The organism is Butyrivibrio sp. CB08, from assembly GCF_003625485.1.
Lineage (GTDB): Bacteria > Bacillota > Clostridia > Lachnospirales > Lachnospiraceae > Butyrivibrio.
Genome location: NZ_RAIR01000007.1, coordinates 103927 through 120776, shown reverse-complemented (window position 1 = coordinate 120776; position 16850 = coordinate 103927). Strand labels below are relative to the sequence as shown.

At 36.6% G+C, this 16850-nt stretch carries 15 protein-coding genes; all 15 read left to right on the top strand.

The genetic code is table 11. From position 1 onward, the window contains the following. The first annotated feature begins 4 nt into the window (after window positions 1-4). The 15 genes from D6855_RS12615 (at window position 5) to cysC (ending at window position 16849) form a co-directional block, all read left to right on the top strand. A complete protein-coding gene (locus D6855_RS12615) occupies window positions 5-1351 on the top strand; it encodes a DUF7033 domain-containing protein (RefSeq protein ID WP_120741642.1) in 1347 nt (448 codons plus the stop codon). Next, the gene (locus tag D6855_RS12610; protein ID WP_120741640.1) at window positions 1348-2262 is read left to right on the top strand and encodes a methionyl-tRNA formyltransferase; all 915 of its coding nucleotides are present in this window, start codon (window positions 1348-1350) and stop codon (window positions 2260-2262) included. The genes D6855_RS12615 and D6855_RS12610 overlap by 4 nt, the downstream gene beginning before the upstream one ends. A 27-nt stretch (window positions 2263-2289) precedes the next feature. Then, window positions 2290-3447: a GNAT family N-acetyltransferase gene (locus D6855_RS12605; RefSeq protein ID WP_120741638.1), complete on the top strand. Its 1158-nt coding sequence runs from the start codon at window positions 2290-2292 to the stop codon at window positions 3445-3447. A gap of 74 nt (window positions 3448-3521) precedes the next feature. After that, window positions 3522-4307 carry a GNAT family N-acetyltransferase gene (locus D6855_RS12600; protein WP_120741636.1) on the top strand — a complete coding sequence of 262 codons (786 nt, stop codon included), beginning with the start codon at window positions 3522-3524 and terminating at the stop codon, window positions 4305-4307. 97 nt (window positions 4308-4404) lie between these two features. Continuing rightward, window positions 4405-4998, top strand: coding sequence for an acyltransferase (locus D6855_RS12595; protein WP_120741634.1), 594 nt, complete (start codon window positions 4405-4407; stop codon window positions 4996-4998). A gap of 67 nt (window positions 4999-5065) precedes the next feature. Further along, the gene (locus D6855_RS12590; RefSeq protein ID WP_120741632.1) at window positions 5066-6265 is read left to right on the top strand and encodes a DegT/DnrJ/EryC1/StrS family aminotransferase; all 1200 of its coding nucleotides are present in this window, start codon (window positions 5066-5068) and stop codon (window positions 6263-6265) included. A gap of 128 nt (window positions 6266-6393) precedes the next feature. Then, window positions 6394-8334 (top strand): hypothetical protein, encoded by a 1941-nt coding sequence (locus D6855_RS12585; protein WP_120741630.1) that lies wholly within the window; start codon window positions 6394-6396, stop codon window positions 8332-8334. Window positions 8335-8336: 2 nt separating this feature from the next. Further along, window positions 8337-9434 carry a glycosyltransferase family 2 protein gene (locus D6855_RS12580; protein ID WP_120741628.1) on the top strand — a complete coding sequence of 366 codons (1098 nt, stop codon included), beginning with the start codon at window positions 8337-8339 and terminating at the stop codon, window positions 9432-9434. A gap of 14 nt (window positions 9435-9448) precedes the next feature. Continuing rightward, window positions 9449-10483, top strand: a complete 1035-nt coding sequence (locus D6855_RS12575; RefSeq protein WP_158589526.1) for a DUF354 domain-containing protein — start codon at window positions 9449-9451, stop codon at window positions 10481-10483. Between the two features lies 1 nt (window position 10484). Then, window positions 10485-11291 (top strand): polysaccharide deacetylase WbmS family protein, encoded by an 807-nt coding sequence (locus D6855_RS12570; protein WP_120741624.1) that lies wholly within the window; start codon window positions 10485-10487, stop codon window positions 11289-11291. Next, window positions 11278-11850: a class I SAM-dependent methyltransferase gene (locus tag D6855_RS12565; protein WP_120741622.1), complete on the top strand. Its 573-nt coding sequence runs from the start codon at window positions 11278-11280 to the stop codon at window positions 11848-11850. Before D6855_RS12570 ends, D6855_RS12565 begins: the two co-directional genes overlap by 14 nt. Next, complete coding sequence (locus D6855_RS12560) at window positions 11834-12649, top strand: sulfotransferase family 2 domain-containing protein (protein ID WP_120741620.1); 816 nt, start codon at window positions 11834-11836, stop codon at window positions 12647-12649. Before D6855_RS12565 ends, D6855_RS12560 begins: the two co-directional genes overlap by 17 nt. Before the next feature lie 8 nt (window positions 12650-12657). Then, window positions 12658-14121 carry an oligosaccharide flippase family protein gene (locus tag D6855_RS12555; protein WP_158589525.1) on the top strand — a complete coding sequence of 488 codons (1464 nt, stop codon included), beginning with the start codon at window positions 12658-12660 and terminating at the stop codon, window positions 14119-14121. A gap of 8 nt (window positions 14122-14129) precedes the next feature. Next, a complete protein-coding gene (gene cysD, locus D6855_RS12550; RefSeq protein WP_120741782.1) occupies window positions 14130-15023 on the top strand; it encodes a sulfate adenylyltransferase subunit CysD in 894 nt (297 codons plus the stop codon). Window positions 15024-15025: 2 nt separating this feature from the next. Then, window positions 15026-16849: an adenylyl-sulfate kinase gene (gene cysC, locus D6855_RS12545; protein WP_120741616.1), complete on the top strand. Its 1824-nt coding sequence runs from the start codon at window positions 15026-15028 to the stop codon at window positions 16847-16849. The last annotated feature ends 1 nt before the right edge of the window (window position 16850 follow it).

Sequence of the window (16850 nt, the reverse complement as noted above, 5' to 3'; positions counted from 1 at the left end):
TTAGATGAAACTAGATAGTGGAAGGGTAGATGAGGCTACAAAATATCTTATTTCTTTTTTGGTCCGAGACGAGAAATATGAGTCATTTGTAAAATACCTGTATGAAGAAGATGTTTTGAAGGAGTGTAAGAGTGGTGTTGGTAAGATATATATTGTAAACTCTGGATTCTTTGAAAATGATTACGGTCAAAAGAGTTCTCTTCCTGCGAAACCATTGAAAGAATATGAGGGAATAAAAATCTTTTATGGAAAGGCTGAAGAAAAAAGGCTAAATGGAAATGTTGTTATTTATGCAGATCTTATAGCTTCTGCTTATTTTGTACTTACACGATACGAAGAACTAATTAATGAAAAAAGAGATATTTATGGGAACTTTCCAGCATCTGAAAGCATTCTCGTTAATGAAGACCTGATTAATATACCGGTAGTAGATTATTATGGGAATATTATTAGGAGAAAATTAAAGTTTTTGAACTACGAGATACAAGAAAAGAAAGGATTTTCTAAGCTTTATTTTACTCATGATATAGATATACCTTTTTATGAATATAGTTTTACTGATATGGTAAAAACGATTGGTAAAAGCATAATAAAGGATAAAAGATTTATTGTCCATCCGCTATTCAATTATCTAGGGATTTACAAATGTAATCCTGGCAAAACATGGGATTACATGTTGGCTAGAGAACAAGATGTAAAAGAGAAAACGGGGATTGATACGGAGAGCATATGCTTTATTGTGGCTACTGAGAAGAAGGATGAGTATACCCAAACGTATTTATGCGATAAAAAAACAAAGCCTATCTTAGATGAAATGCGTCAATTAGGCGCTCTTTTGGGGATGCATACAAGTTATAGCGCGGCGGTAGATGGAGAGGCTGTTAGACGTGAGCGGAAATTATTGATTGAAGAGACTGGAGAGGAGATACTCTATAACAGAAATCACTTTTTAAGACAGCTAAGACCTTATGATCTGGAGTATTATGAAAATGCTGGCTTTACTGATGATTTTACAACCGGATTTAATGAAGTGATTGGCTTTCGACTTGGAACGTGTCATCCAATAAAATGGATAGACCCAAGGAACGCTAGAATATCCAACCTGACAATTCATGGTATGGAAATAATGGATGGAAGTGTAATAGGTGAGAAACCGTATCAGATGGAACTTTCGTTTGAGGAGGGTAAAAAAGCCTGTAAAGCAATAATTGATGAAATATTTGATAATGGTGGTGAGTTGGATTTTCTATGCCATAATGGTATGTTTGATAATAAATCTGGTAACTATTTAAAAGATCTTTATGACTGGATACTTGATTATATCGTTGAAAAAGTGGGATTGAAGCAATGAGTGAAGTATTGAGAAAAGAAGATATCCGCATAATATTTATTGGAACCTCGAGTGATTATTCTTTAGCATGCCTCGATGCAATTCGAAAGGATGGTTTTGAGGTGGTTGGGCTAATAGATTCCTATCGGAGAAAAAAAAGATATACAAGATGGGATAAGCGGATGGTACTGAAGAGCCAGCTCAGAAAATATGGAAACGAGAACCGCATTCCAGTAATAGCGACAGATAATATGAACTCTTCTGAGGCTGAACATTTTATCAGAGAAAAAGGCACGAATTTGATTTGTGTAGCTTCAGCCTGTCAGCTATTAAAAGAAAACATTATAAACATTCCTTTTTATGGAGTGATGAATGCACATGGGGCGTTACTCCCTGATTATAGAGGGGCAGATCCGACTTATTGGATATTTTTAAATCATGAACAAGAGGGGGGAGTAACCCTTCACTATATAGATATAGGTGAAGATACAGGCGATATAATCACCCAGAAAAAATTCCAAATCCCTTTCGGAATGTCAAGCGTTGAATATCATGAAGAGGAGACTAAAGCAGCAGTAGATGCATATCGAGAGGCGCTAAATTCTTTGGTGAGCAGAACTATAGAACGAAAACGTCAGGGAGACAGTTCCCATCCTCAGGCGCGGAATGTTACAAGAGATGATTTCCTTCTCGAATATGAGCAAATGGAAGTAGAAAATGTATATCATTTCCTTATGGGGACAGATGGGATTAGTCAAATATATACGGGATGGCTGTATAGCTATGATATTTATGAATATAAAAAAGGTAGTTTTGTATCTATAGGGAAGTACGATATTCGTTGCAAAGATGGAATAGTTTGTGTGAGAAGAAGAATAGTGCCTGTGAGTGCCATCAAGAAGCTTTTGAAAACAATAATGATGACCTTTTGATATTAAGGAGATTATTTAAGTCGGCCTATGAAAGCAATAACATCAGTTAAGGCGAAAATGAAAGAGTATGATTTTCAACTTGCCAAAGTAAAATGGCATGAAATTTGTGAGAGTCATCCAGAGATGCCAATATATAAAAAAGATTGGTTTTGGGATGCCACTTCAGACTCTCCGGAAGATTGGAAAGTAATAGTATATGAAGGAAAAAACATAACAGCTGCTTTTCCGTTCATGTATCGAAGAATACATGGGATGTGGAGAATTGAAGCTCCTTGGCAGGTGGCCAGAAGTGGACTTTGGTTGGATATGTCCGAGGATGTGTCGCTTGAAAAAAAGATTCACAAATTGAATGAGATTGTAGAATTTGTCCTGGATAGACTTCCAAATTATGATTATTTCAATATTTATTTTGATACAGATTTTGACAATTGGAGTCCGTTTTGTTGGAAAGGATTTCAATCTAGTGTCAGTTATACGTATACAATAAGTGGCTATTCATCTGAAGAAGTAAAATCAGTTGTTTCAAAGAGAAGGAAGCAGCGGATAAATGCTGGAGAAAAGAAGTATGTAATTCGGGAAAATGAATTAAGCTTTCAGGGAATTTGGGATTTCTATGAACTTGCATATCTTAGATGGAATAGAGAAATATCCTTTACTAAGGAGCAGTTTTTTAAACTAATGGAAACACTTGAAGATCACAATGCAATGGAGATAAGGAGCGCTCATGCAGGAGATCAGATAGTGGCAGTTGAAGTTGTATTAAAGGATGAAACTACACTATATCACCAATTTTGTGTAAATTTACCAGAGTGTCCGGATGCACAGTCGCTTTTAACACATAATGCAATTTGTAAAGCGTTGGATGATGGGAAAAAGTTTGACTTTGAGGGGAGTATGATAAAAGGTCCGGCTCTATTTTACATAAGTTTTTCGCCAAAAGAAGAAATATGTTACTGTATACATGATGAAAGTGGGAAGTATACCTTTTTAAATTGTATTAGGAGGATGTTAGCATTGATCAAAGATAGTATAGTTGCGCAATTTAGGGGGGGGTACGACTTTGCTCAGGCAAAGAATAGATGGAGACAGTTCTGTGATGTAAATTCTAAAGTGCCTTATATTTCAAAGCGTGGTACTGGGATGCGACATGCGATGATGAAGATGACTGGTGGGTTATACTCATAGAGGATGATGCAGGAGAGATTGAGGCAGCCTTTCCTTTTGTATATCAAAAGAGAAAAGGACTATATTTTATTGAGATGCCATGGCAAGTAGCTGCCGCAGGGATATGGGTTAATAATCAGAATGTATCTTTAAGTGTATTAACCCAATATGCCAATATTGTTATCAGTCTAATGCCAAAATATGATAGATTTCGCATGGTGTTTTCGGAAAGATGGTGGACATGGCAACCGTTCTATTGGAATGGTTTTAGATCTACTCCGTATTATACCATGTGCGTAAAGGCAGACTCAGTAGAAGCAGTACTTCCTTCGATTTCTAAAAAAAGAAGAGAGCGTATAAATCGAGGGAAGAGAAAATATAGAATTGATACGGATAATACTTCATTTAAGACTTATTGGGACTTTCTTAAGTCGAGTTATGAAGACAGAGGAAGACATCTCGATTATGGAGAAGAAAAGTTTTACAGATTATTTACTGCGTTAGAGGAACACAATGCTTGTCAGATAAGATCTGTCTATGATCAAGACAGACTGGTTGCAGTGAATATCATGCTTGTTGATGAAGAAAAGTATTACCACCAATTCGGAGCACAAATGAAAAAAACGGATTCAAGTGCTACATCCTATGCTGTATATGATGCTATATGCAGTGCCGTTAATAGCGGGAAGGTTTTTGATTTTGAGGGTAGTATGATTCAGGGGGTATGTGAGTTTAACAGTAGCTTTAATCCGAAGTGGGAGACTCAGTATTTGATTGAAAGTTATAGTGCTAGATATATTCTTATTGACAGTATACGTAAAATTGGAAATGTGATTAAGGAGAGTATTTCTCCCAGATATAGAAAGAGGAGCAATATTTAGGATAGATAATCCTGGAGTAGCTGTTAAGAATAATAAAGAGATGATTTCCAATATGGTTTATCATAGACTAATACTATAGAAAGGTGGATAACTAACAATGAATTATTCATTACATGAAACAGCTATCATAGATGATAACGTTACTATTGGTGACAACACAAAGATATGGCATTTTAGCCATATTCAGTCTGGGGCTATAATTGGAGAATCTTGTTCACTGGGACAGAACGTTAATGTTAGTAACAATGTTACTCTTGGAAATGGCGTTAAGGTACAAAACAATGTATCCATATATGAAGGAGTAACTATAGAAGACTATGTATTTTGTGGTCCATCTTGCGTGTTTACTAATGATTTAACGCCAAGAGCCAGATATCCCAAAAACCATAAATATCTTCCTACTATAGTACGTCATGACGCCACTATCGGCGCCAATGCTACTATTGTATGCGGTCATGAAGTTGGCCATCATGCTACGATAGCAGCTGGCGCGGTGGTTACTTGCAATGTTAAGCCTCACGCTTTGATGGCGGGTGTTCCTGCGAAACAGATTGGATGGGTATGTGAATGTGGCCAGGTCCTGAAGCAATCTCAGAATAATGTAACAAGAGATGATATGGGGAATGGGTTTGTTTGCCCTGACTGCGGAAGAGAATATAAGGTGATTGATGGAGAAATGATATCTGACTAGAATAAAAAGGATGAAAAAAGAAGTATTTTTTACGAAATCAGAGAATCATATTTAGGAGGTTATTATAATGTCAATTCAATTCAGAGATTTACAGAGACAATATGATCATATAAAGGATGAAATAGATAGTAACATCCAGGCTATTATTTCTTCTGCACATTATATATCTGGACCTGAGGTGAAAGAGCTTGAGGCAACGCTCGCGTCTTATGTTGGTGTAAAGCACTGTATTTCTTGTGCAAATGGAACTGACGCTATATCAATTGCGCTTATGGCGTATGGCATAGGTCCAGGAGATGCCGTATTTGTTCCGGATTTTACTTTCTTTAGCTCTGGGGAATGTCCAGCGACCGTAGGGGCAACACCGATATTCGTTGACGTGTTGGATTCAACATATAATATTTCGGCATCATCATTGGAGAAGGCAATAATTCAAATTATAGAAGAAGGACAGCTTACACCCAAAGCGGTAGTTGCTGTAGATTTATTTGGTCAACCTTTTGATGTATCTGCTATCAGTGATATTTGCAAGAAATATAATCTCTTGCTACTTGAAGATGGAGCTCAAGGATTTGGTGGATCTTATACATTCCCATCTGGCGAAGCGAAAAAAGCATGCGCATTAGGAGATATTAGCACAACTAGCTTCTTTCTAGCGAAGCCGCTAGGCTGTTATGGTGATGGTGGCGCGATATTTACAAATGATGACAACATTGCGTTGCTTTGTCGTTCTATAGCTGTTCATGGTAAGGACACTCAGAATCTTGAAGATCCCAATGCTAAGTATAACAACATTCGCCTTGGCATGAATAGCCGTTTGGATACTATTCAGGCAGGAGTATTATTAGCCAAGTTTACAACATTTAGAGATGAAGAATTAGATGCTGTAAATTATGTAGCTGAAAAGTATACTGAGCTATTATCGAATGTTGAAGGTTTGATAGTACCTTTAGTTGCTGATGGGATGTATAGCTCTTGGGCGCAGTATACTATTCAATTGCCTATTCAGATCTCTGATTCCGAGCAGATTGAGTATAGGAAAAGAATACAAGAGCTGCTTAAAGCAGACAATATACCCACAAATATATACTATATCAAACCAATGCATTTACAAGGGGCGTTTGAAAACACAAGAAGTTATATAGCTGACTGCCCGAATACGATAGAACTCTGCAACAGAGTATTGTGCTTGCCAATACATCCATATCTTAAAGATGATGAGATAGAGAAGATATGTGACAAATTGAAGAAGGCTCTGAAACAATAATATAACGTTGCGTTGTCAATAATATTATAGTCGGGAGCGTTTTTTATATCATAAATATTAGCATCATTCATTTGTATGTTGTGGATGGTTGCTAACAAGAAAGAATCTGTTACGATTGGAGAGAGCCTATGTGTGGAATATGGGGTATTTCTGATATGGGTGAAGATATTACCCGTCAGACGCTTGCAAATATAATTAAGAAACTTATGATGCTTGCCGAGGTAAGGGGAAAAGATGCCTCAGGTATTGCAGTTATGCAGGAAGATAAGCTTTGTGTGCTCAGAAAGGCAAAGGCTTCGCATGAATTGCTTAACGATGTTGAGTTTGTTAGATATTTGGAAGAGAATATATTAGAATCTGACAGTTCAAATATTTGGATTATGGGTCATTCTAGGTTGGTAACCAATGGAACACAATATAATCCAAAGAACAATCAACCTGTATCAAAAGAAAATATGGCTATAGTTCATAACGGCATAATTGTGAATGAGGATGAACTATGGATACATTTACCAGAGCATACAAGAGAGTGTGAAGTTGATTCAGAAGTTATCTTGGAGACATTCAGGAAAAAATACCGTGAGTCACGTGACGCGAAGAGTGCGTCAGATGAGACATACAGTAATCTGAATGGAATGGCGTCTACTATTCTTATGATGCAGGAAGGCCATCATATGATAGCGGCAACAAATAATGGCTCATTATATGAGTGCCATAGCAAAGATGGAAAACTTAGGATCTTTGCATCAGAGCGGTTAATGCTTGAAAAGCTCATTCTTACGACACCAGAGCTCAAAAAATTGATAAGTGAAAAATCTATTACTCAGTTGGCTATGGGGAAGAGCGTAGTAATGTCAGATGCATATACAGGGGAGGTATCCGATATTGAAATAATACAAGATTCACCAACTGAGAACCATTCACCTAATCTAAGTAAAATAAATTATTCCAAGTATGAGATTGACTTTGACAGAATTCGGAAAATAAAACGCTGCAGCAAGTGTGTTCTTCCTGAGACAATGCCATTTATAGAGTTTGATAGAGATGGAGTGTGCAATTATTGCAGAGGATATAGGAAGATGTCCTATATGGGAAAAGCAGAACTTGACAAATGGAATGACGACTTCCATAAGAACAATAAGACAGCAATGATATCTTTCAGCGGTGGGCGTGATAGTAGTTATGGACTACATTATTTCGTGAAAGAGATGGGCATAAAGCCAGTGGCCTACTGCTATGATTGGGGGATGGTTACTGACCTGGCAAGAAGAAATCAATCCAGAATGTGCGAAAAACTTGGGATAGAATTTATTCTAGTTTCAGCGGATTTAAAGAAAAAACGTAATAACATAAAAAAGAATGTTGAGGCATGGCTTAGAAAGCCATCGCTAGGAATGGTTCCCATTTTTATGGCTGGTGACAAACAATATTATTACTATGCCAATAAGGTTATGGGAGACTATAAGCTAGATACTACACTTATGGCCACTAACCCCCTTGAAAAGACATATTTTAAGTTTGGATTCTGTGGTGTTAAGCCTGACATTTTAAAGGAGAAGTTCAAGAAACTTGATTTTGAAAGGCTACCGGCGAGTGATGTTTTGAAGATGTCTGGATATTATGTTAATCAGTTTGTAGGAAATCCAGCATATATCAATTCCTCTATTATTGATACAGCCACAGCGACTGCCAGCTATTATGTGATACCACATAATTATTTCAGGTTATATGAATACATTCCGTGGGATGAAGAATTAGTTGATAAGACTCTTATTTCTGAGTATGGATGGGAATTGGCTAATGATACGGAAACAACTTGGAGAATAGGGGATGGAACAGCGCCATTCTATAATTATATCTATTGTATGGTGGCTGGGTTTACGGAGAACGATACGCTTCGTAGTAATCAGATAAGAGAAGGCATGTTGGATAGAGACAAGGCCCTTGAACTAGTATACAGAGATAACAAAGAACGTTTTGATTCCATGAGATGGTACTTTGACGTGATTGGTGTCAATATGGAAGATACACTTAAGATTGTTTCTGAAATTCCTAAAAGGTATGAGTAAAAATGATTAATGAGAAAAAGATTGCAGTTGTGATAAAAGCATATAACGAGGAGAAACAGATCACCAAGGTTGTTTATGGGATTTCGGACTTCGTAGATAGGATTGTCGTAGTTAACGATGGCTCAAAGGATAAAACCTCTGAGGTGGTGCGAAGGCTGATTTCTGAAAATGACTCTAGTTCAGTTTGCATACCGAAGCACGTTGTAAATGTTGAGGATGTTGACGGGTTCAATAAAGCAGATGCTATACTCTATGAAATGCGACAGGATGAGGAAAACTATTATCCAAAACATGTTATATACAATGATAACGATTATGATAGGATCGTATTGATTGACCAGGATAATTCTGGGCCAGGAGGTGCTGTCTCAGTTGGGTATAAATGGTGTAGGGATCATAATATTGATTGTTCTGTAGTGATAGATGGTGATGGACAAATGGATCCTAATGAGATGAGAAGCATTGTTAGGCCTGTGATTTCAAATGGAGTTGACTATGTAAAAGGGAATCGCCTTTCTCATCCGGCATCAAAGATTATTATGCCGCAGATCAGATATTTTGGGAATAATATTCTAAGTCTTTTGACTAAAATAGCTTCTGGATACTGGACAGTCTCTGATACGCAAACAGGGTACACTGCTATTTCACTGAAGGCATTAAATTCTATTCCTATTCATCAGATATATCACTACTATGGATATCCAAATGACATATTAGTAAAGCTGAATATTTCAAATTGTATAATAGCCGAAGTTCCGATAAAGCCAGTGTATAATATAGGCGAACAATCCAAGATGAAAATATTGAAGGTGGTTCCAAGGATATCGGCATTGTTGTTTAAAAGATTTTTTGAGCGTCTTTATAAGAAATATCTACTAGATAGCTTTCATCCGCTCTTTATGCTTTATTCTTTAGGAATTTTGCTTGGAATCATTAATATACCAGTACTTATAAAGATAGTATATGAGGTTATTGTAAAGAATGGATCTGTTCCATTCGGATGGTATATTATCTTCCTGCTATTGACCTTGTTTTCTTTTCAAAGTATTTGTTTCGGTATGTGGATGGACATGCAGGACAATGCACGACTTGAGAAGTGATGAAGGAGAAACCTATGAGAGTAGGGATTAGTATTGAGCATCCTGCATGGGCGCACCAATTTAAGAATATTATTAAAAAAGTAAATACTGATGGAACAGCGCTTGTGTTAGCTGTAGATAAAGATGGCGATTTGGATTTGCTGGATTCGTTTGGCATAGAATATGTAAAACTTGCTGATTCAACAGGGAAGAATGTTCTAGAGAAAGGATTCTTATTTATAAAATTATGTGTGGGTTATTATAGAGAGATTAAACGGTTTAAGCCTGATGTATTGATTGGAAGAGCATCACCGATGATGGCTGTTGCCGCCTGGCTTACAGGTAAACCTCACATTATCTTTGAAGATACCGAAGTTTCCAAATTCTCACTTAACATATGTAAAAGATTTTCAAAATGCATAATAACACCAGAGATGTTTCATACAAATCTAGGAAATAAACAGAAAAGACTTCCGGTTTATAAAGAACTGTTTTATTTACACAGAGATTTTGTTCCTGATATTGATATATTACAGAAATTAGGAATACGAGCAGGGACACCATTTTCAATAGTGCGATTTGTGTCGTGGAATGCTAGCCATGATGTGGGAATGAGAGGCTTGCCTAATATGGAAAAGATCCGCTTTATTCGCAGAATTGAGGAGTTGATGCCGGTATATATTTCTTCTGAAGGTGAACTGCCAGAAGAATTGGAGAGTTATCGCCTTAATATTCCGTATGAAATGGTGCATCATGTTCTATATTATGCGACATTTGTGTTCAGCGAAGGGGCAAGTATGGCAAGTGAAGCAGCCATACTTGGGACCTACGCTTTTTACTTAAATCAGATAGCGTCAGGAACAACAGAAGAACAGGAAAACAAATTTCACCTGTTAAGAGTGCTTCATGATCCCAAAACAAGATATAATGAAGCAATAAAAGAAGCAACTGAATTGATGAAAAATCCTTCATTATGGGAAGAAGGAAAAGAAAAACGTGAGGAGATTCTTAAAGAGATGCCAAATCCAAACGAAATATTCTGGCAAAAGATGATAGAGGTGGTTTCCTGATATGGAATGGAAGAACAATGCTCCATATGTGCTGTGTCTTTCTCATGATGTGGATCGCATTACAAAACAGTGGTATCACTATATTTATTATGGATTAAAGCATCCAATGATTCAGTTTAAGAGTCTGGTATTGAAAATGAAAGGCATTGAACCATATTGGAATTTTGAAAAGATAATTAGACTTGAAAAAAGTTACGGTGCAGTGTCTACATTCTTTTTTTTAAATGAGAGTCGGCGTGAGCTATCTGCAAATTTTTTGGGTAGATATAAGATTACATCAAAGCGAGTGGTCGAAATCATTAAGATGCTTGATGAACAAGGGTTTGAGATTGGGCTCCATGGCTCTTTTGATTCTTACAATGATTTGGAATTGCTGTCTAAAGAAAAAAAAGTACTTGAAGAGATACTTGATCATCAAGTGGTAAGCACGAGGCAGCATCATCTGAATTTTGACAAGGATAAGACCTGGGAATATCACAAGAAAATAGGGATTAAATATGATTCCACCATTGGATATTCCAATAAGGTTGGAAATGAGCCATACAAAAGAACAAAAGAAAACATTATAGAAATTCCGATTACAGTAATGGACACTGTAGAACTAAATCAGAATGTTTATGAGGATTGCTGTAGAACTGCTGACAATGGTGGTATAGTCATGCTGAATTTTCACCAGTGTCATTTTAATGAATTAGAGTATCCAGAGAATGTGGATTTTTATTTGAAAATGCTTGAGAAAGCAAAAAAGGATGGCGCTTGGATAACATGTGTGAAAGATATAGGTGGATGGATTGATGAGCAGATATAATGAAAACTTGCATAAAACTGAATTGTCTAGATTTAGAATAGAATGCGCGAGAAAAATGACTGGACGAGTGCTAGATGTAGGAGGGGGATTAGGAGAATATCTATCATATTTTAATACATCACATGTGACAGTGCTTGATTCTGATGAAGAAACGATCAGTAGGCTCAACCATGATGATAAAGTCGTAGCTGATGCCGTACATACACCTTTTTTGGACAACTCATTTGATTGCATTTGGGCATGTGCTGTTGCTGAATATCTCGATGAGCCTATTGAAGAATTTATTAATGAAATGAAACGAATATGCGTTCAGGGAGGGCATATTGAAATCCTGGTGCCAAATGGAAAGTCTTTATGGGATAGAATAAAGAAGATTTTTGGGATGCAAACGTGGGGAGACCTTGAAAATGTGAAGTGGCTATATTGTGTAGATGACTTAAAAAAATACGGTCGGGTTAAGGGAGAGATAAAGTTTCTGCCATTTGAAAGCATATTTCGTAATTGTCCAAGGATGGGGCATACTTTGATGTTGGAGATTGTAAATGATAAAAAAAAGTAATAAAAGATTTCTTGTAGTACTGATTCATAACGTGGTAAGTAGATCTAAAATGTTGCGATTTTTGGCTGTAAATGCATATGATACCTTTTCTTTAATTGTGTATGGTGTTATGAGGAGGAGACAGTATATAGAGGATAATGATAGAAAAGTAATATATATGGTAAATCCTAAAGTGGCATGTTCTTCAATTCAAGAATGTATTATTGGCGAAAAGTTTGAAAATGAAAATGATATTCACCTAGAAATGGAACAAAGAGGACTAATTCATTACGGATGCCCCCCAAAAAAAACTGAGAATTATTATAAATTCTCGATAGTCCGGAATCCTTTTTCGAGACTTGTAAGTTGTTATGAATATAGATACCACAAAAAGATTATTGTTAATGGCAGGCTAGTTAGAGAATATGACTCTTATTTATGGGGGAAGTTCAGTAAAGATGAGGGATTTAAGAAATTTGCAGATAAAGTATGTATGACGCCTGATAGTCTTAGTGATCAGACGTTTATTTCACAAACATATCTTTTGTATGATAACGGAAAGCGTCTTGTGGATGATATAGGGAAAATTGAGAATCTTCAGGATGATTTTGCTATAATTCGTAGAAAAAGCGGATTGGGTGAAATAGGACATTCAAATTCTTCAACAAGGGCTCAGAAAAATTGGAGAGATTATTATGATCAAGAGACTGCTTGCAGGGTATATGAGAGATATAAAAATGATTTTGAAATGTTGGGATATAAAGACGAATTGGAGAAACTGTTGATATATATACAAAATAGAAACATAGACAAGTCATGAGAAATGGAATGTTTTTTAGAAAGATAGTTGTTGCAGTTTTAGGACAGGGGATAGGCTTATTATATGAGTTCCTGATAATGGTTTTTGCTGGACGTTTATTAGGTGCAGATGATTATGGGAAAGTATTGTATGTTTATACATTACTTTCCATTTGTATGATTATAACAAAATTTGGCTTTGAAGGCTGCATCGTATCCTACGTGGCACGTAATGATATTGGACCTGAAAAGAAGAGATGGATAGTTTTGCTTTGTCTAGGTGTTTCTTTGGCCGTGTCGATTTGTATGATAATCCTTATCCATGTATTAAAACCATTTATGATTGTACTAATGGGGGCAGGCAGTGATAATTATGACGTTTTAAGAACGATGTCACCTATTATTGTTCTCGAAACAATGGGAATACTGCTCTCATCTGTAATAAAAGGGCGTAAAGAAACATTTCGATATTACGTTGTTTATATGCATATGCAATATGGTATCAGACTGATGTCTTTTATAATTTTATGGTATTTGTTTGGGATAAGGAACATCTTTTCTCTTATTATCAGCTATTATCTAAGCTGTTTTTCCATGATATTAGTTGCATTCATTTTCCTGCGTGAGACTCATATTATTAGTGGTATCAAAGAAAAAGAATCTCTTCATAGTGTTTTCATGATATCTATACCACTTATGCTTTCGAGTGCCATAACTGTCCTTAATTCACAGATTGATCAATATATGATTGGATATTATCTCAACAATGCAGTTCTTGCAATTTACTCCATGGCTTTGAATATTGGGAGAGTCTCCAGTTTTGCTTTAATAGCTGTTAACAGCATATTTGCACCAACAATATCAGAATGTTACTATTCTGGAATGAAGGAAAGATTAAAAAATCTATATATTAAAACTACAAAATGGGTAACTTGTTTTAATATGTTGATCTTAGGAGTGTTTTCTATATGCTCAAGAGATATTATGATGCTTGTTGGAGAGGAGTATTCATCTGGTGCCACAGTGATCATTATTATATTGCTTGGGGAGGTTGTTAATTCTTCAGTAGGCGCAGTGGGATATTTGAACTCTATGACGGGAAAGGCTGTAAATGTATTTGCTTCAAATCTTATAGCGGTTGTAATGAATATTATTCTAAATATGTATTTGATTCCATCATATGGGATAGCAGGGGCAGCTATTGCTTCTGCAATTTCGGTCATTACCTGCAATTTGTTACTGTTTTATTTTATGTACCGACATTTGAAGATGATTCCGTTTACGCGGAATTATGTTGGAATTATCGTAGCTTTCTTAGGAGCATTTCTTCTTACTATTTCAATTCATAATTTTTGTGTTTTGAGCGGCGTTTATATTATAGTAGTTTGTAGCTTGGTTTTTTGTTTTGTTTTTGGAGTTATTGCCTATTTTTTGATAATCGAGAGTGACGAAAGACAATATATTAAAAGATTGATATCAGGAGGAGCAAAGTGAGTAATGCAATGAACTATTTAGATGTACTTGAATCGGAGGCTATCTATATAATGCGAGAGGTTGTATCTGAATGTGAAAAGCCTGTTATGCTGTATTCTATAGGAAAAGATTCTTCTGTGATGCTACATTTGGCACTAAAGGCTTTTTATCCGGAGAAGCCACCATTTCCTTTTCTTCATGTAAATACAACTTGGAAGTTTAGAGAAATGATTGAGTTTAGAGATAAGCGTGCGCATGACCTAGGGATTGAAATGCTGGAGTACATCAACGAAGACGGAGTGAGGCAGGGTATAAATCCTTTTGATCATGGGGCTGCTTATACTGACATAATGAAAACTCAAGCTTTAAAACAGGCATTAGATAAATACGGTTTTACTGCTGCTTTTGGAGGCGGAAGACGAGATGAGGAAAAAAGTAGGGCAAAAGAAAGGATATTTTCATTTAGAGATTCTTCTCATGGATGGGATCCCAAAAGCCAGCGACCCGAGATGTGGAAGTGTTATAACACAGAGATAAAAAAAGGAGAAAGTACCAGGGTTTTCCCTATATCAAACTGGACTGAAAATGATATTTGGCAGTATATACGAAGGGAGAATATTCCTATTGTACCTCTGTATTTTGCAGCAATGAGACCGGTGGTGGAGCGGGAAGGCAATCTAATCATGGTCGATGATGACAGGATGAGGTTACTACCTGGAGAGAAACCACAGATGAAAATGGTTCGCTTCCGTACTTTGGGGTGTTATCCGTTGTCTGGTGGTGTTGAATCAAATGCCACGACTATAGATCAGGTTATTGAGGAAACGTTATCAGCTACTGAATCGGAGCGTACTAGTCGCGTTATAGATAAAGATGGCGGAGCATCCAGTATGGAAAAGAGAAAAAGAGAAGGGTACTTTTGATTATGAAGAGTTTGCTAAAATTTATTACTTGCGGCAGTGTGGATGACGGAAAATCTACATTAATAGGCCATATGTTGTATGATGCCAAGTTGTTATTTGCTGATCAGGAGCAGGCATTAAAACTTGACAGCAAAATTGGAAGTAGAAATGGTGCAATTGATTATTCTCTTCTTTTGGATGGCCTGATGGCGGAAAGAGAGCAGGGCATTACTATTGATGTTGCATATCGTTATTTTACTACCGACAAAAGAAGTTTTATCGTAGCAGATACTCCAGGGCATGAGGAATATACAAGGAATATGGCAGTTGGAGCTTCGTTTGCTGACTTGGCTGTTATCCTTGTTGATGCTTCGTTGGGGATTCTTGTTCAAACAAGGAGGCATGCTAGGATATGTGCACTCATGGGGATCAGACATTTTGTATTTGCTATAAATAAGATGGATTTGATTAATTATGACAAGGAAAAGTTTTTGTGTTTGGAGAAAGATATTAGAAAGCTAAGCGTGGAACTTAATCTTGAAAAAGTTAAGTGTATTCCTGTTTCTGCGACAGAAGGCGATAACGTAACAGAGAAGTCTGAGAATATGCCATGGTATGATGGTGAATCTCTATTGAATTACTTGGAGAATATTGATATAGAGACGAATGATGAAGTTGGTTTTGTTATGCCAGTGCAGAGAGTTTGTCGTCCAGATCGAACTTTCAGAGGATATCAGGGAGAAGTCGAATCTGGGATTGTTTCGGTGGGAGAAGAAATAACAGTCCTTCCAAGTGGTGAAAAGGCATTGGTTCGAGCGCTGCTAAATGGTGATAGTAAGGTGGATACTATTATAAGTGGTATGCCTGTCACAATGCAGTTAGATAGAGAAATTGACATTTCAAGAGGATGCGTTGTTGTTAAAGGAACGGAGTTGCATGTATCATCGATGTTTACTGCAACTTTATTATGGATGGATGATAAAAAACTGGTAGAGGGAAGGAATTTTCTTCTAAAGTTAGCTACACAACGGGTTCCGGCAACAATTATGAAAATTAAATACAAGGTGGATGTAAATTCTGGTAACCATGTACCTGCACGTAGCATTTTTAAGAATGAAATAGCAGTTTGCGACATTGCACTTGCAAAAAAGACTGTATTTGATAAGTTTGCTTCCCATAGGGTTATGGGAGAGTTTATTATGATTGACCGCATAAGCAATATGACTTCTGCATGTGGTGTAATTGATCATTCATTAAGACGGTCTGACAATTTGACATGGCAAAAGACTGATCTAGATAGAGAAATACGGTCTGCCAAAATGAACCAAAAACCGATGACGTTATGGTTTACAGGTCTTTCAGGCGCAGGTAAGTCATCGCTTGCAAATGCCGTAGAAAAGATTCTTTCCGTCCGAGGAAATTATACTATGCTTTTGGATGGCGATAATGTTCGCTTGGGACTAAATAAAAATCTGGGCTTTGAAGAAGATGATAGGGCAGAGAATATCCGTCGAATTGCTGAGGTTGCAAAGCTTATGAATGATGCGGGGCTCATAGTTCTTACTTCATTTATTTCGCCGTATAAATCAGATCGTAGGAATGCAAAAGAAATCATTGGAGAAGAATCGTTTGTTGAGATTTATGTAAGTACACCGTTAGAAGAATGTGAAAAAAGAGATGTTAAAGGATTATATAAAAAGGCTAGAAAAGGTGACATTCCTAATTTTACAGGAATAAATAGTCCTTACGAGCTTCCGGAAAATCCTGATATTGCGATAGACACTAATAATTTCGCCATTGAAGAAGCAGCTGAGTATGTAGTTAAAGAACTAGAGAGGTACTTATGAA